We start from the raw sequence: 20,306 nt of genomic DNA on the forward strand, positions 1-20,306 counted from the left end.
ATATCTTCTGGAAATATCTTGGTTTAGTTAATCTAATTATGTTTTTATTTTTGCTACGCGCACTGCACTAATACGCGCGCACAACTTTATTACGTAGGCAGCTTTCACATTAGCATCGCCGCCTTTCGTAAAGCAGCTTTCTGCATGCTTCACTTTGACTTATAACAAATCCAGCAGCGAGCACGCTCACCATTACGGCGGCTACAGCGCCCAGCTGCAAGTTCCAATTCTGACCGCCCGTATGCGGCAAAGTAAAATCTTTGGTCACGTGAATGTAAACGGCTGATTGCGCATAGTCTTTGTCGGCTGTTAGCTTCGCACTCTTAAAAGCGGCGGATATTTTCTGTGGTGTTACGCCTGTTTTAGCTACTTCGGTGTTGAACTTATCAAGCACATCTTGCTTAAGCGCGTACACAACGCACTGGTAATCGCCAGTTTCCGTTGGCTTAAATGTAGCGCTGGCGTTAGTTCTAGCAGCAAACCTGGTAGTGGATCCATCAGGCGTGCAAGACTGCTCGCCTTCGTTTGAAGTACATGGGTTTTGAGCCTTGTCATCTGGGAAACTAAAGCCAAGACTGCTTGGATCTACCCATTTTGTATACTCAAAATCTGCAGCACCTGTTTTGGATGCGTTACTTGCGCCGCCTGCAGCGCCTGCGTTAGTTTTTTGCGGCTTCTCTCCCTTCGAGCACAACATTTTAAGCGTAATTTGTTTTGTGGAATCCGCCTCAGACGTAGCTTCAATAAACGGCTTAAGCTCCATTCCCTTCATAACAGAAACAGTGTCGCCATCCGCCAACGCCGAAGAAGCGCCACCAGAACCAGAATCATTGCTCTTAAACGGATACACGCTCAGCTTAAGATCGCCATCTTTAACCTCAAGCTTCTTCTTTTTCTTCGACTCAAAAACAATCTTAATAGTCTTAACGTCCCAGACTTTCTTTCTGTCATATGCACCCGATTCAAAAATGCCATACGGGTTAGGAGTCGGATCTTCCGGGCTCTGTTTTTCCGGGACATACGCACTGAATATATCTTCCACTTTTACATTCGTATCAAAAAGATTCTGTTTAAGATGCGTGCTACTATCGCTAATTTTGCTATCAAATACTTGATCAAATGTATAATGATACGTTTTAACACTGCTAGACGATACACTAACACCCTTAAGCGCAAGAACTTTGCATATAAAAGTTCCAGCCTCTTTAGGCGTGCCAGTAATCCAGCTTTGCGAGCGCTCGATAATATCATCACTTTCATATAAGTTGCCACTAGACTCGCTAAGTTTATTGTCATCTGGGCGTTTCCCTAAAGCATGATCCCACTGCTTTTGTGTAGGCGGTGGATTATGACTAGTTGAACCACCAGCAGGCGTAGCACTATCGCTAAGAGTTAAGCCATTAATTGAATTAAGGTAGTAATCACTATCTTTAGTTTCATCTCCGTCTTTATGGCAAACCATGCGATGATAAATAAGATTTGGCCTCTTAGAAGATGTAGTGTCAATAAAAATCGGAGTTATTGGGCTAAAGTTTCCTTTATCATCCGATTCAACAGTAGCGGCAATACCGTTATCTTTAACTTCAGCACGATCTTTAGAGTCCTGGTGATTATAAACCTTTAACGATAAAACATCATTCGTAGGATTTTTGTATCTAATCTGTATACTAAAGCGTGAATATTTATTATATGAAGGACTACAGCTATTAGTGCACCATTGCGAACGAGTAAGAGTAGAATTGTCTTTATATTTTACCTTTACAAACACATAATAACTGCCATTATTCAACCATTTATTAGCATGTATTTTAATTTCGCCAGAAGTAGGATCTACTTTAACAAAATCATTATTTTCTACATTTGACTCAAGTGCAGTACTTTCAGTTGAAAGTCTCTCTAAAGAAAAACTTTCAATAAGGCCTTTAACACTACTAGATGCGTCTGTCTCTTCGTCTATTGTCGGAATACCCTTATCATTAATTTTCTTAACACGACGAAACACTGGCGTTATAGTATGAGATTCACCTATGTTGTTTATTGTAATAGATTTTTTAATTACAACCCTTTTTTTCTTTCTAATAGTATAAAAATACTCTGCTACATAACATTTTGCGAGTTCTGTTATGCCAGCATCGCTGCACTCTTTCGGAAGCGGAGTACTGTCCGCGGCGGCGCGAGTGTTGCCCAGCTCACGCTTTTGCAGACGCAATTTATTTGCAGCCTCATCTTTTTTAGCGGATTTTTCAGCGTCTTTAGCAGCGGCAGTGTCTTTATTAAGGCTCTTGTTTACGCCTTCTACATCACTGTTTTGCTGCTTCTTCGTTGAGTCAACGTTTTGGGCGTGGTCTGCATTAGAGCCGCCTTGCTTGGAAGGAGTTTGCGAATTGTTAGGGTCTACAGTCTTAGATTCTTCAGTCTTAGATTCTTCAGCATCGCCCTTTGCAGCAGCATCGCCTTGTGCAGCGGATCCGTTTTTTGCAGGCGCTCCAGCAGTTTCCGCAGTCTTATTCTCAGGCTTTTCGGTTTGAGTTTGCGCCTGTTTAGGCTCGCCCTGCTGGCTAGCGCCCATAGAGGCAGATGGCATAATCATAAAAGTGGCAAGAATCGTAGCAACAGCAACAAAAAGCGCAACAATAGCGCGACGAGCACACGCAGTTTTAGAGCAAATTGAACGCAAAAACCGAAGGAAACGGCCACCGCAATGTAAATTACGCATCAGCACACCTCCCTCCACGCGTATTTACTAAGTTTGCAAATCAAAACGCAAAACTTACAGATTAAATAATCATCTGCTAACTACGGCCAGTAAATGGGCACTTATCATAAGCCTTTAATAATATACCCCCCCCCCTATGAAAACATCAAGTGCGATCCACGCGCAACACACCGTAAACTCAATACAGAACCCGTCAGCTTTCCCGCATTTTGTACGTGAATTAGGTCAAATATGGTACAAAATGCGGAGTTATTTTCCCGACTTTGTACGCGATTTAAGCCAAATTTGGTACAAACACCGTCAACTTTTCCAGAGTTTGCGCGAAGGCAGGACGGAGCGAAGCATAGCGGGTATAATTAGAGTGCAAGAAAAACACAGACCAAACAAAACACAAGCATTAGGTTGGAATATGAAACGCATTAACACGAGCACAAACGCGGCAAGCAAAATCGCCGCAAACTCGCTAATCGTTTTTACATGTATCTTTCTTGCAACCTGCACAAGTCTGGGCGTAATCTACCGCGCACAAGGATCTTTAACAGATTTTAATTGGCTAAATGCGCTGATTTTTGTAATCGCATTTTGCGCATATTACGCAATTTTGAGGGTTCTTATTTATTTTGGCAAAAACGGAGTTATGCCAAAAATCGTAAGATTTATGCGCGCAGAATCATCGCCAGAATTATCGCAAGCAGAATTATCGCCAGAAAAATCAAAAACAAAACAATCGAAATTAAAAATCGCAACAACACTCCGCGCCGCATTTTTTAACGCAAAACGCGCCCTAAAGTGGTGTTTTTACCACTCAACCCGCCGCAAGCGAAACATTTTTCTAACGCTGATTATCGGCTGGCTATGGGCGCCCGTAACGCTGCTCGCCGCATACGGAGCCGACATTTGCTCACAAATCCGCGAATACAGCTGGGCGTGGAATCAAGTAACTGGCCTAAAACAGCCATACATTGGCTTCTTTAGCTTTGTTCCAGCAGACATTTACCCTACGGCGCACTACCTTTGGCCCGCAAAACCAACGTACTTAAGCGACCAACACAACATTGTTTTAACGCTTATTTACGGCGCTACAGCCGCAATATCGCGCTATTTTACAGAGTCGAACGACGCAGGAATAGTGTTGCTTGCCGTTATGCAATTTGTGCTCGCGGCATTTTGTTGCGCTGCAACCGCAAACCGATTCTTAAACACGCCGTGGGCTAGTGCTAAAACAGGCGAATCGCAAGCTGGACACGCGCCATGTGCAACAGCATCAATCCAAACAACACCAATCGCCTTGCGCGCCGCCGTAATAATCACATTTTTATTCAGCCCACTCGTAGTATTTTCAACAATTTCGCTTACAAAATCGCCGCTGTTCGCGTTTGCATTTGTGTGGTGGTTTGGCATAATGTACGAGCTTAATTGCCTGGAATTCAAGCAAAAGCCAGCCGCACACACAATCGTCGAATTAATAATCAGCGTATGCATTATGCTGATTGCCGCAAAATACGCGTGGTACATTCTTGCGATTCAATTTGTGTTGATGATTATATCTAGCAGAAAACGTTGGAAAATATGGGTTTTGTGCATTCTGCTACCAACAATTCTTATACATGGCGCAATTATGCTTGCTATTTCTAGCGGCACTATTATAAATGGCGACCCAATCGAAAGCCGCGGAGTGCAACTTCAGCAAATCGCCAGAATCGCAAAGCTAGACTCCAAAAGCATACCGCATGCAGCAAAGCGCGCAATATCGCCAATTTTCAATCTTAGTCAAACTGCAGAAGCGTACACTCCTCAAGACGCGGACCCTGTAAAATCTTCTGGCTTGCAATCTAAAAAAGTGAGCTACCGTTGGCGTTATATTACAAAAGACAACATGAAAAAGTTTAACCACGCATGGTTGCTTATGATTACACACAGTCCGATTGTTGCAACGGATGCGCTGTTAGCAAAGTCGTACGGCTACTTCGACATTCTAGACGTGCCTTATGTTGGCCCCGAATACTACGTAAACACCGAGAATATAAAGAATTCTGAGTGGATTCGCTACTGGCTGCCCGAGTGGCGTGGCGCTGTATCGAGCAGCGTGGAAGCATGGAGCAATACGCCGATTCTTGGGTGGATTATTCACGGAAACTTGTATGTTGTTACAACGCTGCTGATTGGCGTTGCTGAAATAGCATTGCGCAGGTGGAAAACGCTGGTTTTGCACGCGCCTCTTGCGCTTTTGATGGGCGTAATGGTGTTGGCTCCTGCAAACAATTTTGAGCGACACATGCTGCCGATTGCGTTTGTGTTCTTCTTTACGGTTCTAATGTTTATAAGGGATAGCGTTTGCAGCTCATGCCGTAATACGTGCGATAACACATGCCATAACACATGCCGTCAAAGTGATAAAATAAGTTGCGATTTGGTGCATGATAGTACGCGCGACAAGACGCATGATAGTTCGCACAAGGATTCGCACAACAAGACGCACAAGGATTGAGGGAGTGAATGGACGAAAACGCTGACTTTCTTACAATTCTTACAGGCGTAAAGCCAAATGACGAACGCGATGTGGCAAATAATAATACTGATTCTTCAAGTGATGATTCGAGCTTTACACCAAGTTTTACGCCAATGCCGTGTGCGCCAAAAAGCGAAGATGCACTCGGAATTTTTGACATTCGAGACGGCAAAATTTTTGACTCGGCAACGCGCTTGCGATTGCACGCGCTAATCGGAACGTGCCTTATGAACGGCATTGCAGACAGCCGCGTAAGTGCGCTAATGCACCTCTTGCAATGGCAAGAAAATACGCGATTTGTGGCGATTGCAGGCACGTATAAAACGGAATCAAACTCAAACGACGACAACCCAAATCCAACACCGCAAAACGCGGGCGCACATGCGGCGCAAAACAACACAGACTCTTTAAGACGCGCAATATGGACGCAACTCGGCGCATGCGGAGCATACGATGCGATAGTTGACAGCGTGCAGCTAGACGCCATTAGCGCGCGTGCAAAAACGTGGAAAATCGGCGGAAAATCGCAAGAAAGCGTCGACGCGAGCAAACGCAAAGATGCAGCGCCTTCGCACATAATCATTCTTGCGCTAAGAGAAAACCCAAATCCAACAGCATTAAACAAGATGTGCGAAGTGTTTGCAAAGTCGGGAAAACCCGTTTGCATAAGCGAAGTTGTAGTCGGCGCGCAAAAAATATGCAAAGAAATCACAGCAACACTTGCAGCGCTTGCCGTTGCGCCGTCTGTAACGCATTTGCCGCAAATAATCCGCTGCGACGACGTTCTTCCAGAGCGCGCACTTATAGGTGATGAAACCGCCGTAGAAACCTTATACACTAAGGTGTATCAAAGCTTGGCGCCGTACAATCCAGACGACCCGACTTTGCAAACAGTCGACGCTTTCTTGCGATTTGGCGGCGCACTGGATCAAACTTCGCACAATCTTAACGTGCATCCAAACACAATACGATACCGCTTGCGCAAAGTTGCGCAAACAACAGGCTGGGACGCCACTGACCCTAGAGAGGCGTACGTTTTACAAACTGCGATTACGATTGGGCGCATCCGCGATTCTGCGCTCTAAAACATTGACGTATTTTGTTGAGATTTTCGGCGCGCCATGCAATACACTCAGCAAATACTTACATGATTGCTTTCCTCGCTTGGTATTGCGCGAGGTTTGAGTATTTCTCTCCTCGCAAGTCCCGTCGCTACGCTCCTCTTTTATTGCTCGTAGAGAAATACATCAAACCTTCTGGATATCTAGAACAATTGCGTAGCGTTTATCACCGAGATTCTCGATTTTTCTTGCTCTCTCAGCGAGTCACCATCTAGCGACGCTGAGGCTCGCCTCGCTCGCGGCGAAAAATCTTGAATCTCTACCTTGCTTGGTGACGCTGTTTGAAAAGAATATAAAAACAAAAGCGCCGAAAACAACGCATTCTAAAAAGAACACACTATTTTCAGCGCTAAAAAATTACTCAGCTATGCTTAGCTAAAAATCACGCAGCAATGCTTGCAATATCCACTGGAACGCCAGGAGCCATTGTAGAGGTAATCGTTACCTTAGTGATGTAACGACCCTTAATGGTTGTAGGCTTCAAGCGGCGAATCTCATCGGCAACAGCCTTGAAGTTCTCTTCAAGAGCCTTATCGTCGAAGGAAAGCTTGCCAAACAGGAAGGAAAGATTGCCCTGACGATCAACGCGGAACTCAATCTTACCACCCTTAATATCGGCAACAGCCTTTGCAACATCCATTGTAACGGTGCCAGTCTTAGGATTTGGCATCAAGCTACGAGGACCAAGCACACGACCAAGGCGACCAACCTTGCCCATCATGTCTGGGGTTGCAACAACGGCATCGAAGTCAAGGAAGCCACCGGCAACCTTTTCGATAAGCTCGTCATCGCCAACAATGTCTGCGCCAGCTTCTTGAGCCTCAGTAGCCTTTGGGCCACGAGCAAACACCAAAACCTTAGCGGTTTTACCAGTGCCATTAGGCAAGTTCACAACGCCACGAACCAACTGATCCGCCTTGCGAGGATCCACATTAAGGCGCATAACAGCCTCAGCAGACTCGTCGAAAGCGTACTTTGGCATGCTCTTAAGCAAAGCAATAGCCTCAGCTGGGGTGTAAAGGTTGTTGCGGTCGATCTTCTCAGCCGCTTCACGATACTTCTTAGAACGCTTCACCATTTTTTCCACTCACTTTCAGTCGGTAACGGTAATACCCATCGAGCGAGCAGTGCCCGCGATAATCTTCATACCAGCTTCAACATCTCGTGCAGAAAGATCTGGCATCTTGATTTCGGCGATTTCGCGCACCTGAGCCTTGGTTACAGAACCAACCTTGTGGGTCAATGGGTTCTCGGTGCCCTTAGGAATGCCAGCAGCCTTAAGCAACAAAGCAGCAGCTGGTGGAGTCTTAAGAATAAATGTAAAGGAACGATCTTCGTAAACAGTAATCTCTACTGGAACGATCTGACCCATCTTGTCCTTCGTCTGGTCGTTATAGGCCTTGCAGAAGTCCATGATGTTTACGCCGTGGGAGCCTAACGCAGGACCCAGTGGTGGGGCTGGATTTGCTTTACCAGCCTGAATCTCGAGCTTAATAAGCGCAGAGACTTTCTTTTTTGGAGCCATAATATGGTTCTTCTTTCTTTTGAAGCGGTTAAATCGGCGCCCTAAAACGTTGATATTAAGCCGTTTTAAGGATCCTCCCGCAACTTATATTGCTGTGCTGTGCTAGCGGATTACTCCTCCAGTCACAAGCTTTCCTATTATGCCACTTTGCCGCGACGATTTGGTGAAATGTTTTCCCGACTTTGTACGCGATTTAAGCCAAATATGGTACAAAAAGCGGAAATAGCGCTAGTACGGATTAGCTACGCAGAGAAGCAAAAACGGCAAGGAATTCGTGATAACCACAAAAACCTTGCCGCATTCAAAACGCATCCGCGACTAATGCGCTAGCAAATCGCTAATTAGCAAATCACGCTAGCAACCAGCCGCATGCGTTAACAAAGTTAACAAAAGAGCCTAGAACTACTTAAGTTCAACGGTTGCGCCGGCTTCTTCAAGAGCAGCCTTAGCCTTGTCGGCATCTTCCTTCTTAGCCTTCTCGAGGACTGGCTTTGGAGCATTGTCAACAATGTCCTTAGCTTCCTTCAAGCCGAGGCCAGTCAAAGCCTTAACAGCCTTGATGACGGCAACCTTCTGAGCGCCTGCAGAAGCGAGGACAACGTCAAACTCGTCCTTCTCTTCCTCAGCAGCGCCAGCGGCAGCGGCTGGAGCAGCAGCAACAGCAGCTACAGGAGCAGCAGCCTCAACATCGAACTTCTCTTCAAAGGCCTTGACGAACTCAGAAAGCTCGACGAGGGTCATTTCACCGAAAGCTTCAAGAAGCTCTTCGCTAGTGAGCTTAGCCATAATGGCTTCCTTTCTTACTTGGCCAGACACACCTTGTGCCTTAGAGCCATAACATTTTTATTATTTTTTGGTCTCATGCAGCAAGCTGCAAGGGAATCAAGCGGCCTTTTCCTGCTTCTCGCGCAAAGCGTCGATAGTACGCACTGCCTTGGTTGGCAAAGCGTTGAACAGGTAGGCGGCCTTGGACATGGTGCCCTTGAGCGCGCCAGCCATCTCGGAAAGCAATTCTGGGCGAGACTTGAGGTCTGCCAGCTGCTTGGCGCCTTCGGCATCGTAAACGGTTCCATCTGCGAAACCGCCCTTAATGACGAGGGTCTTATTCTCTTTGGCAAAATCACGCAAGGTCTTAGCAGCCTCAATGAAATCGCCCTTTACAAAGGTGATTGCAGTTGGGCCAGCAAGAAGCTCATCAAGACCTTCAATGCCCGCTTCCTTAGCGGCAATGCGAGCAAGCGTATTCTTAGCCACAGAGTAGGAAGTATCGCGGCCTAGCTTTTCGCGCAGAGAAGAAATCTGCGGAACTGTAAGCCCGCGGTACTCGGTAAGGTAGACAGCGTCGGCGTTACGGAACAAATCCGTAAGCTCTGCAACTACCGCTTCCTTTTCGGGCCTCTTCATGGCGTTCCTTCCTAAATTGGCCGCTGGAATGGAAATAACATATCAAAAAAGCCCTGCGCACGGCAGAGCATCCAAAAAAACACATAGTGTTAAAAAGTTTGTGAAAAATCGCAAATAAATCGCAACAATCACTGCTCAACCTGTGCTGGCATGACACATCATTTTCAGGAATCTTTCGACTCCACCAACGGTCTGTGGTTTACGTTGGGCAAGTTTAATACCCACGCGCGACAATGTCAATATTTTTTCGCAAACTTTATAATTTATTTTTATTTAGGATTATTTAAGAGCGTACTCAACACGCGCGGTTGCTGGCGACTTATCCCAAACTCACGCGGAAAAATCGCAAGCAACCGTACGCATCAAATACGCTCTTAAAATAATTAATTAAATTAATATCTAACTAATATCTAACTTAACTAATATCTAACTATTCGATTTACAAAACTGCGTTAGCAACAAAGTCAAGAATGAACAAAAGCGAAACAATCCAAAGCATTGGATGAACGTCTTTAGCACGCTTCTTGCAAGTCATAACTAAGCAGTACATGATGAATCCAGCGGCAATGCCGTAAGAAATCGAGTAAGAGAACGCCATAAACACGGCAGCGAAGAACGCAGGAATTGCTTCGGAAATATCGTCCCAAGCAATCTCCTTTAACGAGCTTGCCATCATGCAGCCTACAACTACAAGCACGCCAGCCGTAGCAGCCGCAGGAACGGCGCTAGCAAATGGCGCAAGAACAATCGAAAGCGCAAAGCACACGGAAACAACTACAGAAGTCAAACCAGTGCGGCCACCAGCACCAATACCAGCAGCAGACTCAACGTAAGTAGTTGTGTTAGAAGTACCGCAAATTGCGCCAACCGAAGTTGCAATCGAATCAGCAAACAGCGCACGATCCATCTTGGAACTAAAGCCAGAGCCGTTTTCCAAAGCCTTCTCATCTGCCTCCGAGAAAATGCCAGTTCTGCGGCCAGTGCCAATAAACGTGCCAAGAGTGTCGAAAGTATCCGACATAGAGAAGGCGAAAATAGTTACCAAAACAAGCGGGATGCGTGCTGGATTAGAGAAGAGAGCAGGGAAACCTTGCGGGCCAAAAATAGCACCAAAGGTGGTTGGAAGCTGGGCAAAAGCGTCTGTAACAGAAACAGCATTATTTAACGAAGTTAAGCCAAGCGGAATACCAATCAAAGATGTTGCAATAATCGTAATAAGCAAGCTTGCGCGAACCTTAAGAACAGTAAGAACAATAGCCAAAACAAGTCCAATAAGGAATAGCCACAAAATAGGATTATTAATAACAGCAAGGCCTGGAATAGCAGCGGTTGGCTTACTCTTAGCAGCGGCAGCAGGATCCTTGGAGGTAAAGGTGATTAAGCCAACGCTCATAATGCCAACGTATGCAACGAATAAACCAATGCCACCACCAATCGCATGTTGCAACGAAGTTGGGATGGCACGAATAATCATCTTACGAATCTTGGTAACGGTAATAATAATGTTAATTAAACCGCACAAGAACACCATACACATGGCTTCTTGCCACGTAAAATGCAAGCCAAAGCACACTGTGTATGTGAAGAATGCGTTAAGACCCATGCCAGCAGCTTGAGCGTAAGGCACGTTAGCAAACAAGCCCATAACGAGTGTGCCAATAATTGCTGCGATGATTGTAGCGAGGAAAACGCCACCCTTAGGCATGCCAGTTTGGCTTAAAATCATTGGGTTTACAACAATAATGTACGACATTGCAAAGAATGTAGTGAGACCTGCAGTGATCTCCGTTGATACATTCGTGCCGTTTTCTTTGAGATGGAAGAACTTTTCCATAAACTCTCTGTTCCTTGGTTTTACAGCGCAAAAGACCATAAAAAGCGTGGCGATAGCACTTGAGCAATCGCGGACGCAATTACATTTGGGCATTCACGCAGAGGTTACTGCGACTCGCTCGGCGCGCAAAGCACAAGCCGAATAAACACTCTAGAAAACTCGCGAGAATTAGAAACGACTTATAGAACTTTGAACAACCGAACAGGTTCGACCTTACGCGCACGTGCTGACCAAAGAAAAATCGCGCAAAAATTATGCAAAAATCGCCTAAAAATCGCGCAAAAAACACACAGAAATCGCTGCAAAAATCACCCAAATCGGCCAGAAATGTAGCGCTCCGCCTCCGCATTGCGCGGATTGTTGAACATAGTGGTTGTATCTGCAAAATACTCAAGATGCCCTGGTTTTCCAACCGCCTTAAGGTTAAAGAACGCAGTGTAGTCGGCAACGCGCGCCGCCTGCTGCATGTTATGCGTTACAATCACAATCGTGTAATCGCGCTTAAGCTCGTTAATCAAATCTTCTACAGCAAGAGTAGAGATAGGGTCAAGAGCAGAGCAAGGCTCGTCCATAAGAAGCACTTGCGGATGCACAGCCACGGCTCGCGCAATACAAAGTCGTTGCTGCTGACCGCCAGAAAGCCCGATTCCTGGCTTATCGAGTCTATCTTTAACCTCGTTCCACAAATTCGCGCCACGCAAAGCCCACTCAACTAGGTCGTCGGCGTCTTGCTTTGAAATATGGCGATTGTTTAAGCGAACTCCTGCAAGAACGTTTTCTCGAATAGACATTGTTGGGAAAGGATTTGGGCGCTGGAACACCATTCCAACATCTCGGCGAACGGCCACAGGATCCACATCTTTGCCATACAAATCGCGGCCTTCAAGCAACACCTGACCTTCTACGCGAGCGCCTGGAGTAATCTCGTGCATGCGGTCTAGAGTGCGCAAAACCGTTGATTTTCCGCATCCCGAAGGCCCAATAAAAGCCGTAACCTTGTTTGGCTCAATGCTTATGTTAACGTCTTCTACTGCTAGAAAATCACCATAGTAAATGTTCAAATGCTTAACATCAATGCGCTGACCCATTTGCGCCTCACTTTCTAAAATCCTTCGTCTTACTTTGCTTTACTTTGATTTACCTTGATTCACTTCGCTTTATTTCGCCTTTACTGAGAACACGCGCGCTACAACTCGCCCAATAATATTCAGCAGCAAAACAACCACAATCAAAGCAAGCGCCGCCGCCCACGCACGCTCCATCGGAATCGTAGTAACGCACGAAGATGGCGCGTTAGCTGGGCAATTCGCCGAAAGCTTGGAATATTCCTGGTAAACGTACACTGGCAAAGTAGTCATTTGCCCGTCAAAAAGATTGAAATTCGTGGATGCAATAAACCCAGCTGCCATTAAAAGCGGAGCCGTCTCTCCAACCACGCGCGCAACCGCAAGAATACAGCCAGAAACAATGCCAGGCAACGCGGTTCGCAACACGATTTTTGTAATCATGCGCTGCTTTGTAACGCCTAGAGCAAGCGCCGCTTCACGCAGATCGTTCGGCACAATTTTTAACATTTCTTGACACGACTTAACAACAGTTGGCAGCATAAGCAGCGAAAGCGCAACCGACCCTTCAAAACCGTTGATTGTTCCAGGGCCTACAAAAATCGTAAAGCTAGAAAACGCAAACAAGCCAGCCACAATCGAAGGAATTCCGCTCATAACGTCTACAACAAGATTAATCACCCTAGCTAAGCGGCTGTCTCGCGCGTACTCAATCAAATACACGGAGCACATAATTCCAATCGGAATCGAAATTGCCATTGCGCCAAGCGTAATCTCCAACGTTCCAATAATGGCGTGCAAAATACCACCGTAGCCGCCTGTGCCAGTAGCAGCGCCGCCAACAACATAAGTCATATTATGTGTTAAAAAGTCAAGGTTTAGCCGCTTAATGCCGTTTACAATAGTCGTTAAAAGCAAAGAAAGTAGCGGAATTAGCGCAACTACAAAAGACAAAAAGATTAGCACGCGCATAAACAAGTCTTTTCGCTTACGACTTGCGATTCTAGAGCGCGTTGGGCGGAACTTGTTAAAGTCGATTTTTGGAGATTCGCTGCTTGCGCCAACAGTCTGATCAGAGCCAACGGAGCCAACTTGTAACGATTGCGAATTTTGCATCATGCACTCGCCTTTCCCGTGATTTTGCGCGCAATAAGGTTTACAGCGAATGAAATAACAAACAGCACCAAGCCTGTAGCAATAAGCGCACTAACACCCAATCCGTTTGCTTCTGGGTATTGCGCTGCTATGTTTGCTGCAATCGTTTGGTTTTGCGAAGCTTGCAAAATGTTGAATTTAAAGGTGAATCCTGGAGACAAAATCATAAGAACTGCCATTGTTTCGCCCAAAGCGCGACCAAGACCAAGCATAGATGCGGAAACAATTCCCGACTTTGCAAACGGCAAAACCGCTAGCTTTATCATCTCCCACTTTGTTGCACCAAGCGCGAGCGCGCCTTCTTGTTGCAATCGCGGCGCTTGCTGGAAAATGTCTCGCGCCATAGAAGTTATAATCGGCAGAATCATAACAGCAAGAACAATGCTAACAGTTGCAGCACTACGAGAAGGGCTTGCAGCAGGACCTGCAAAAAGCGGAATCCAGCCAAAGATGTGCGAAATAAACTTCCAGAACGGGTATGTGGATGGCACTAGCACCAATCCGCCCCAAAGACCGTAGATTACGGATGGAATCGCAGCAAGCAAGTCGACTACACCACTTAAAAGCGGCACGATTTTTGGCGGAGCATAGTGGCTTATAAACAGCGCGATTCCAATCGAAACAAAGAAAGCAAGGAGCAGAGCGAGCGCAGACATAAGAACAGTTCCAAAAACCATTGGCGCTACGTAGCCTAGAAAATCGTGCGCTTTGCCGCCAGTAAAGTCCAAAAATACTTGGCTTACTTGGCTTTTGTTTGCGCCTATAATAGGCCACGCTTGAAACAGCAGGAACAATGCAACAGCTGTAAGCACCATTAAAATCAGCAATCCGCAAGCAAGAGCTACGCTTTTGAACAAGCGGTCTGCAAAACCACCTGCAAAATGGCCACTTTTGTGCGCATCTTTACTGATTTCAGTTCTTTGTTTAGAACTCACTCATGCTCCTTTTGTAGTCATTATATAAATGCTATCAGCAGCAATATATTGACTACTATATTAACTACTCTAAAATCTTTGCAAAATGCTATTTTTACTTGCCTATCGACTGAATCGACTTGTTAATCCTTCCCATAAGCTTTTCTGGCAAAGGCGCAGTTCCAGCAGCATCTTGAGCCGCAGCCTGGCCATCTTTGCTAGTAACGTAGCTAAGCCAAGACTTTGCAAATCGTGCAGTTGCAGCATCTTTGTAAGCACCGCACACAATATCGTAAGAAACTAGCACAATCGGATAAGCGCCTTTTTCTTCCGTTTTGTGGTTTATTTTAACAACAACGCGGTGCTTTGATTTTGCTGCAGCATCTTCATCAACCTTTGAATCGTTAATGGTTATAGAGCCACCTTCTGGGCTAATCTGGTTGTAAGAATCTCCCACTTTTACTGCCACAGTTCCAAGCTTTCCAACTTGCGAAAAGTCCGCGTATCCAATTGCTCCGTCTGCCATGCGAATTGTGGAAACAACGCCAGACGTGCCTTTTGCGCCCTGACCTACGCTATTTGGCCAATTTTCGCTAAGATCGTAAGCCCAATCGCTTGGCGCAACGTCTTTTATGTAGCTTAAGAAGTTCTGCGTTGTGCCAGACTTATCAGACCTGTGAACAACTGTAATCGGCTTATCTGGTAGCTTTAGCTTTGGATTTTGCGATTTAATAGCATCGTCATTCCAACGCGTAATCTTGCCGTCGAAGATTTTTGCGATTGTAGAAGCGTCCATATTTATGTGTTTTCCAGCATCCGAAACGCCCTTTAGATTAAAGATTACTGCGATTGGAGAAACATATACTGGAACATCGAAAGCCGTAGTGCCATTTGCGCAAACCGACTTTGACTTTTCTAACTCGTCGTCGCTTAACGATTTATCGGATCCAGCCCAAGCTGTGGCTCCCGTCATAAACGTTGTAACTCCTGCACCCGAGCCAGTTGGATTATATGCGATTTTTGCGCCAGGATTTTTGGATTGGAATCCTGCAATCCACGCTTCTACAGCAACCTGCTGGGAAGACGCACCCGAGCCTTGGAAGTTTCCTACGATTTTTGCGCTAGTATTTGCAGACGATTGCGAACTGCTTGCAGGAATATTATCTCCGCAAGCCGCAAAGCTCACTAAAGTTGCGGACGCTAACAATCCTGCTGCAATCGCGCGCATATTCCACTTTGTGTTAGACTTTATTGATTGATTTTCTACTGCATTATTTACTGCATTTTTACGCATATTCTTCATTTCCTTTCAAGAAGAATTGCCATTATGCCAGTCAATCTGCGTTTCTCGTATAACCTACCGCAAATTTTCCTCTTAACTATTTAACTAATGTTTAAAACTGGCATCTTTTATTTCTTATTACCTTTTTTCTTCTATTAACGATGCCAATCTTAAGAGTGGGGTAAAAACCTTGCCGCCAAAATCTGATTGCACTCAAAAAATGGCGGCATTTAGCGCTACTCGCCTTTTGTTTGGCGATGCTGCGCGTCGGCGACCACATCGGCGTGTTGAACTCTACAAATTCCTAACAATATTTACTGTCATTTTTGCAGCAGTATCCGCGTATTCCGATATGTCGAAAGTGTGGAATTCCTCGTATTTTGTGTCTGCATTGTCGCTCATTGCGCGCACAACTAGCGCTGGAACGTCGTTTCTTGCAGCAACGTGAAGAATCGCAGCGCCTTCCATTTCTACAGCATCCGCTTGAGTCGCCTCAATAACTTCCGCCACTTTTTCGGGCGTGTCTACAAAATATCCGCCAGATGCGATTGTTCCCAAAATGTGGTTAATGCCCATCTTTGTTAAAACGCTGTCTGCTGTTTTAAGAAGATAATCGTCTGAATGATATTCGTTTGTAAACGGCTTCCACTGATTAATCATGCGCATGTCAGTGTCTAAATATCTTAATGTTTTTCCAAGAACAACATCATTTGTATGCAAATTTTTATTAAGATTTCCCGCAATTCCCGAAAAGATTACGGCCTGCGGCTTGTACGTATCAATTAAATACTGTGCGGTTGCAGCGGCATTTACAAGTCCCATTCCGCCAACCGTTGCAGCCACTTCGATTTTTCCGCCATCTTCGCATTCAAGCACGCCACAAGATACGTCTAAGCTGGCTGCCTTATTATGCTTAACATTGCTAAGAGAAGCGGCAATGTGCGCAACTTCTTCTTCCATAGCGCCAATAATGGCAATTTTTGTAAACTTAGGCATTCGTCAAATCATCCTTTAGTCTTAATCGTATGTGCTGTATTTAATCTCGCGCGTTGTATTTAATCTCGCGCGTTGCATTGCGTCTAATCAAAAATACGCTTACACAACACATAATAACAAAAGACACGGTTGCAATTTTTAGCGAAGCGCTGCACGTGAATTCAAACCAAGGATTTGTAGCGGGAACATTCAAAAACTCCATGATTTGATTTTGAAGCGCAATAAACCCAAAGAAAGACGCTATTAGCAAAACGCAAATCGTAGAGCCAACAACAAGACGCCACCCGCGCACAAAAACGCAAAGCACAATCAACGTAATAAACGGAACAATAACGCTAAACCATAGTGCAGAACAGGCAACAACAGTGTAGCCTTTGCTGTGAGTGCCGCGATACCACGCAAACGCCAGAAGAAATGCGCCAGCAAGCAAAAGCGCAAAAATCGCGTATCGCGCAATTGGCAGAGCGCGGCTTAAAACGCCATCTTTATCTTGGGGAATATTGTTGTACTCAGGGGCTGGCGATTCGCACATTTTGCACTCCTTTGTTCAAAAATGCTGACTATTTGAGGATTTATTGTAATGGTTTACACCTAAAAAAAAAAACACGGCGTGTCGCCATACAATCGCACTACAGTTTACATAGATTACGCCAAGTGCGGTAGAGATTCGAAATTTTTCGCAGCGGATGAAGCGTATCGTTAGCGCGGTCTAAGCGCGCTAACGCAGAAACACCCAGCCCTCCTACACACCAAATAGGAATCGCGCAACACTCAAGACTTAAGTCGGCGAGCAGAAACAGACTGCGCAAGCGTGTTAAGCAATCGCGCAGTATCTTCCCAAGAAATGCATCGATCTGTAATAGACTTTCCGTATTCAAGCTCGCTCAAAGGCGCAGGATCTTGGTTTCCGCCTTGCAAGAAGCTTTCCATCATAACGCCTTTAATGCCCTTTTCGCCGTGCGCAAATCGATCCGCAATATCTTGCACAACTTGAATCTGGCGATTCTCATCTTTGCCTGAATTTCCGTGCGAGCAATCGATTACAACGCCATTAGACGCCACGCAATCCGCGCCGAGCCTCAAACGAACCGATGCAACGGCCGCTGCAACAGAAGCCGAATCGTAGTTTGGACCCTTGCTAGATCCGCGTAAAACAACATGGCAATCAGGGTTTCCAAGCGTTTGTACAGCGCACGCGCGTCCAAGATGGTCAATTCCAAAGAAAGTGTGATGCTGACTGGCAGCTAGGCAACCATTGACGGCGGCCGTAACAGAGCCATCCGTAGCGTTCTTAAATCCGACTGGCATAGAAAGACCACTAGCAAGCTGGCGGTGAATCTGCGATTCCGTGTTGCGCGCGCCAATCGCCCCCCAGCTAACCGCATCCGCAATAAACTGCGGGCTAGTCGGCTCCAAAAACTCGGTTGCTGCAGCCAAACCAGCGTCCAAAACGCCAAGAAGCGTGCGACGCGCCAAAAGCAAACCCTTGTGAATATCGTGCGTGCCGTCAATATCTGGGTCGTTAATCAAGCCCTTCCAGCCAACTGTTGTGCGCGGCTTTTCAAAGTAAACGCGCATAACAATCAAAAGCTCGCCTTCGAGCTTTGCGCGCAAATCAGCCAAACGAGACGCGTAGTCAAGAGCTGCAGCGGGATCGTGAACCGAGCAAGGTCCAACGATTACAAGCAAGCGATCGTCATCTCCGTTAAGGCATTCGCGAATCTCATCGCGTGACTCGGCAACAATATCTTGCGCATACGGAGAAAGTGGCAACTCGCCAAGAACTTGAGCAGGAGTGGGAAGCGGCTCCAACTCCAACACGCGACGGTTGATTATACGATCTACTCCAACCTGGTCTTCCCAGCGCTCGAATTTAGACGAGTCAAGCGGATTCATGCCGTTTTCAACAGCTTGCTTGACTGCGCTTGAAATGCGCTGATCAGGCGTAGATTCCATTTGTCACCATCCTATAGAATAAACTGCGCTCAATGCGGCAAGATTTGACGCAATTACAAAGCACTACAAGTTTATGTAGTCGCTCAGACCTGCCTTCGAGCTTAGAGCGTAGCGCAACTCTCCTATTTGATGTTGCGCGAGGTTTGAGTATTTCTCTCCTCGCAGGCGCGACGAACCGCCTTTCCGCTTTTTGTACCAAATTTGGCCTAAAACACGTACAAAACCCGGAAAACAACTACGCATTTTGTACCATATTTGACCAAAAACACGTACAAACTCGGGAAAAACTTCCGCTTTTTGTACCAAATTAGGCCAAATTTGGTACAAAAAGCGGAAAATAACTCACGCGGCTCGGGCGCATTAGAGTAGGCCACAACAGTCGCGCGGTCTAAGCGCGCGACTGTCCTCGCTGCAGCAGAAGCAATGCTTCTGCTCTAAGCAGCTCGGGCGCGCTCGATTAGGCTAATTTCCTAGTGAAATTAGCCTAGGCGAGCGCGCCCATTGGGTCCCACGCCGGCAAAACAATTGCTGGTTCTTCCAGTGCTTTCTTATATTCCTCTGGCAAAAGAGCCTTAGGCACAGCAACCTCGTACACGTACTCAGTGAACCAATCGTCACTCATCGTAAAGTAACCCTTGTCCGCAATATCCGCGCCCCAAGAGTTCTCAACACGCCAGCGGCGAGTAGTCGTGCCGTCATCCGCAACGTCAACTCCAGCAAACGCCATAGCATGATTCATAGCCGAATCAGCAAAACGCACGCGCTGCTCCTTGTTCAAGTCAAAATCAACGCCATAAACGCGATCATACTCAAACAAATCCGTAGCCCAAGCGCCATTATCGCGATCCATCATAGGGTGGCAATCTGCACCAAACCAAACTGGAATACCCTGCTCAACAAGAATCTTACGCACGCAATCCTTCATAAACTGGTTTGGCACGTTCAAATATTCAGTAGCATCTCCGCCAGCAACATTGCCCAAGTGCTCAATCGCAATCTTCTTGCCCTTTGGATGCTCCGCACGCGGATCGTCCACCAAGCAAACGTAGTCTTCCAAACCAGCAGTAACGTACTTCTTCCAAAACTCAACTGGAGTAATTTCGCCATCACGATGGAACTTTCCGTCCTCGTCTGTCCACTCCCAATCGAAGCTCTTTGGTGGCTCACCCAAGTGAATTGTAAGAATCCTATGACCTGCAGCCATAGTCGTCTCAATAATATTGTCAATATCTGCAGCGTTAGCATACATATGAGCCACAGCTGTGTGCAAGAGCTTTTTAAGCTGAGTATTCATATCTCCAGTGTCTTTAGAAGACTCTGTTTCTGGGTACAAATCCTTAGGAACAGCACCATATTTCTTGTAGATGTTCATAGCCATGGTCCACTGGCCGCCGTCGCCCATAACGTCACTGAGCAAATGCTGCAACAAACGCGAATCAGAAGGTTCGCCAGAGCGAACAAGAGCCGCAACGTCATTTAAGAAGTAGTTGATTCGCTCAAGCTTGTCGAAGTACATTGCGTAGTTCTGCGAGAACTCAAAATCCTTAACTTTAAGCGATTTTTTAGCAACAAATCGCGCAACATTCAAAGAGCTAAATAGCCAGCAGCGACCAGAATGATCTTGATGCCTTGCGTCGCCATTATCCACAACCGTTGAGAATCGGCGCTGCAGCAGGCGAGCGCGATCGTAGTTTCGCGCCACTTTATCGATTCCTGCAGCCGTAACGCCGTTCATTGCCAAACGATTCAATGGATTTGCGTCAAAATCGTCACGCAAATTTTGCAAAGCTTCGGCACTTAATTCACAGATCTCAGTCACTGTATAACCTT

General features: G+C 46.1%; 16 protein-coding genes. 2 read left to right on the forward strand and 14 right to left on the reverse strand.

The features are described 5' to 3' along the window. Positions 1 to 109: 109 nt before the first annotated feature. Complete coding sequence (locus HXT23_RS04965) at positions 110 to 2,716, reverse strand: hypothetical protein (RefSeq protein ID WP_422112778.1); 2,607 nt, start codon at positions 2,714 to 2,716, stop codon at positions 110 to 112. Positions 2,717 to 3,125: 409 nt separating this feature from the next. Here HXT23_RS04965 and HXT23_RS04970 point away from each other — a divergent pair, with 409 nt between their 5' ends. Together HXT23_RS04970 and HXT23_RS04975 are read left to right on the forward strand one after the other, a co-directional pair. Beyond that, positions 3,126 to 5,204 (forward strand): DUF6020 family protein, encoded by a 2,079-nt coding sequence (locus HXT23_RS04970; protein ID WP_422112779.1) that lies wholly within the window; start codon positions 3,126 to 3,128, stop codon positions 5,202 to 5,204. An 8-nt stretch (positions 5,205 to 5,212) separates the two neighbouring features. Beyond that, positions 5,213 to 6,310, forward strand: coding sequence for a helix-turn-helix domain-containing protein (locus tag HXT23_RS04975; protein WP_422112780.1), 1,098 nt, complete (start codon positions 5,213 to 5,215; stop codon positions 6,308 to 6,310). A gap of 418 nt (positions 6,311 to 6,728) precedes the next feature. Here HXT23_RS04975 and rplA read toward each other — a convergent pair whose 3' ends face one another. The 13 genes from rplA to HXT23_RS05040 all read right to left on the reverse strand — a co-directional run bounded on the left by rplA (position 6,729) and on the right by HXT23_RS05040 (position 20,295). Next, positions 6,729 to 7,424 (reverse strand): 50S ribosomal protein L1, encoded by a 696-nt coding sequence (gene rplA, locus HXT23_RS04980; RefSeq protein ID WP_115794021.1) that lies wholly within the window; start codon positions 7,422 to 7,424, stop codon positions 6,729 to 6,731. A 15-nt stretch (positions 7,425 to 7,439) separates the two neighbouring features. Further along, positions 7,440 to 7,871 (reverse strand): 50S ribosomal protein L11, encoded by a 432-nt coding sequence (gene rplK / locus HXT23_RS04985; RefSeq protein ID WP_004112010.1) that lies wholly within the window; start codon positions 7,869 to 7,871, stop codon positions 7,440 to 7,442. A gap of 402 nt (positions 7,872 to 8,273) precedes the next feature. Continuing rightward, positions 8,274 to 8,657 (reverse strand): 50S ribosomal protein L7/L12, encoded by a 384-nt coding sequence (gene rplL, locus HXT23_RS04990; protein ID WP_004112006.1) that lies wholly within the window; start codon positions 8,655 to 8,657, stop codon positions 8,274 to 8,276. A 96-nt stretch (positions 8,658 to 8,753) separates the two neighbouring features. After that, a complete protein-coding gene (gene rplJ, locus HXT23_RS04995) occupies positions 8,754 to 9,275 on the reverse strand; it encodes a 50S ribosomal protein L10 (RefSeq protein WP_004112001.1) in 522 nt (173 codons plus the stop codon). Positions 9,276 to 9,714: 439 nt separating this feature from the next. Further along, complete coding sequence (locus tag HXT23_RS05000) at positions 9,715 to 11,109, reverse strand: NCS2 family permease (protein WP_032816763.1); 1,395 nt, start codon at positions 11,107 to 11,109, stop codon at positions 9,715 to 9,717. A gap of 308 nt (positions 11,110 to 11,417) precedes the next feature. Then, entirely contained in the window at positions 11,418 to 12,197 is a 780-nt protein-coding gene (pstB, locus tag HXT23_RS05005) for a phosphate ABC transporter ATP-binding protein PstB (RefSeq protein ID WP_004131665.1), read from the reverse strand. A 69-nt stretch (positions 12,198 to 12,266) separates the two neighbouring features. Beyond that, positions 12,267 to 13,292, reverse strand: a complete 1,026-nt coding sequence (gene pstA, locus HXT23_RS05010; protein WP_116285490.1) for a phosphate ABC transporter permease PstA — start codon at positions 13,290 to 13,292, stop codon at positions 12,267 to 12,269. After that, positions 13,289 to 14,263: a phosphate ABC transporter permease subunit PstC gene (pstC, locus tag HXT23_RS05015; RefSeq protein ID WP_116285488.1), complete on the reverse strand. Its 975-nt coding sequence runs from the start codon at positions 14,261 to 14,263 to the stop codon at positions 13,289 to 13,291. Before pstC ends, pstA begins: the two co-directional genes overlap by 4 nt. Positions 14,264 to 14,357: 94 nt before the next feature. Then, positions 14,358 to 15,536: a phosphate ABC transporter substrate-binding protein PstS gene (pstS, locus tag HXT23_RS05020; RefSeq protein ID WP_162861491.1), complete on the reverse strand. Its 1,179-nt coding sequence runs from the start codon at positions 15,534 to 15,536 to the stop codon at positions 14,358 to 14,360. Between the two features lie 282 nt (positions 15,537 to 15,818). After that, positions 15,819 to 16,520, reverse strand: a complete 702-nt coding sequence (gene mtnN / locus HXT23_RS05025) for a 5'-methylthioadenosine/S-adenosylhomocysteine nucleosidase (RefSeq protein WP_020973538.1) — start codon at positions 16,518 to 16,520, stop codon at positions 15,819 to 15,821. A gap of 40 nt (positions 16,521 to 16,560) precedes the next feature. Continuing rightward, positions 16,561 to 17,052, reverse strand: coding sequence for a hypothetical protein (locus HXT23_RS05030; protein WP_116285485.1), 492 nt, complete (start codon positions 17,050 to 17,052; stop codon positions 16,561 to 16,563). Positions 17,053 to 17,291: 239 nt separating this feature from the next. Next, on the reverse strand, positions 17,292 to 18,476 hold the full coding sequence (locus HXT23_RS05035; protein WP_116285483.1) for a 3-deoxy-7-phosphoheptulonate synthase: 1,185 nt from the start codon (positions 18,474 to 18,476) through the stop codon (positions 17,292 to 17,294). A gap of 484 nt (positions 18,477 to 18,960) precedes the next feature. Next, a complete protein-coding gene (locus HXT23_RS05040) occupies positions 18,961 to 20,295 on the reverse strand; it encodes a C1 family peptidase (RefSeq protein WP_016636470.1) in 1,335 nt (444 codons plus the stop codon). Positions 20,296 to 20,306 lie beyond the last annotated feature (11 nt).

The organism is Gardnerella sp. DNF00257, from assembly GCF_049262745.1.
GTDB classification, from domain to species: domain Bacteria; phylum Actinomycetota; class Actinomycetes; order Actinomycetales; family Bifidobacteriaceae; genus Bifidobacterium; species Bifidobacterium piotii.

What these genes read in the sequence shown, in the direction of transcription:
- HXT23_RS04965 (WP_422112778.1), bottom strand. Translation starts at nt 2,716, where the DNA reads ATGCGTAATTTACATTGCGGTGGCCGTTTCCTTCGGTTTTTGCGTTCA.
- HXT23_RS04970 (WP_422112779.1), top strand. Translation starts at nt 3,126, where the DNA reads ATGAAACGCATTAACACGAGCACAAACGCGGCAAGCAAAATCGCCGCA.
- HXT23_RS04975 (WP_422112780.1), top strand. Translation starts at nt 5,213, where the DNA reads ATGGACGAAAACGCTGACTTTCTTACAATTCTTACAGGCGTAAAGCCA.
- rplA (WP_115794021.1), bottom strand. Translation starts at nt 7,424, where the DNA reads ATGGTGAAGCGTTCTAAGAAGTATCGTGAAGCGGCTGAGAAGATCGAC.
- rplK (WP_004112010.1), bottom strand. Translation starts at nt 7,871, where the DNA reads ATGGCTCCAAAAAAGAAAGTCTCTGCGCTTATTAAGCTCGAGATTCAG.
- rplL (WP_004112006.1), bottom strand. Translation starts at nt 8,657, where the DNA reads ATGGCTAAGCTCACTAGCGAAGAGCTTCTTGAAGCTTTCGGTGAAATG.
- rplJ (WP_004112001.1), bottom strand. Translation starts at nt 9,275, where the DNA reads ATGAAGAGGCCCGAAAAGGAAGCGGTAGTTGCAGAGCTTACGGATTTG.
- HXT23_RS05000 (WP_032816763.1), bottom strand. Translation starts at nt 11,109, where the DNA reads ATGGAAAAGTTCTTCCATCTCAAAGAAAACGGCACGAATGTATCAACG.
- pstB (WP_004131665.1), bottom strand. Translation starts at nt 12,197, where the DNA reads ATGGGTCAGCGCATTGATGTTAAGCATTTGAACATTTACTATGGTGAT.
- pstA (WP_116285490.1), bottom strand. Translation starts at nt 13,292, where the DNA reads ATGATGCAAAATTCGCAATCGTTACAAGTTGGCTCCGTTGGCTCTGAT.
- pstS (WP_162861491.1), bottom strand. Translation starts at nt 15,536, where the DNA reads ATGCGTAAAAATGCAGTAAATAATGCAGTAGAAAATCAATCAATAAAG.
- mtnN (WP_020973538.1), bottom strand. Translation starts at nt 16,520, where the DNA reads ATGCCTAAGTTTACAAAAATTGCCATTATTGGCGCTATGGAAGAAGAA.
- HXT23_RS05030 (WP_116285485.1), bottom strand. Translation starts at nt 17,052, where the DNA reads ATGTGCGAATCGCCAGCCCCTGAGTACAACAATATTCCCCAAGATAAA.
- HXT23_RS05035 (WP_116285483.1), bottom strand. Translation starts at nt 18,476, where the DNA reads ATGGAATCTACGCCTGATCAGCGCATTTCAAGCGCAGTCAAGCAAGCT.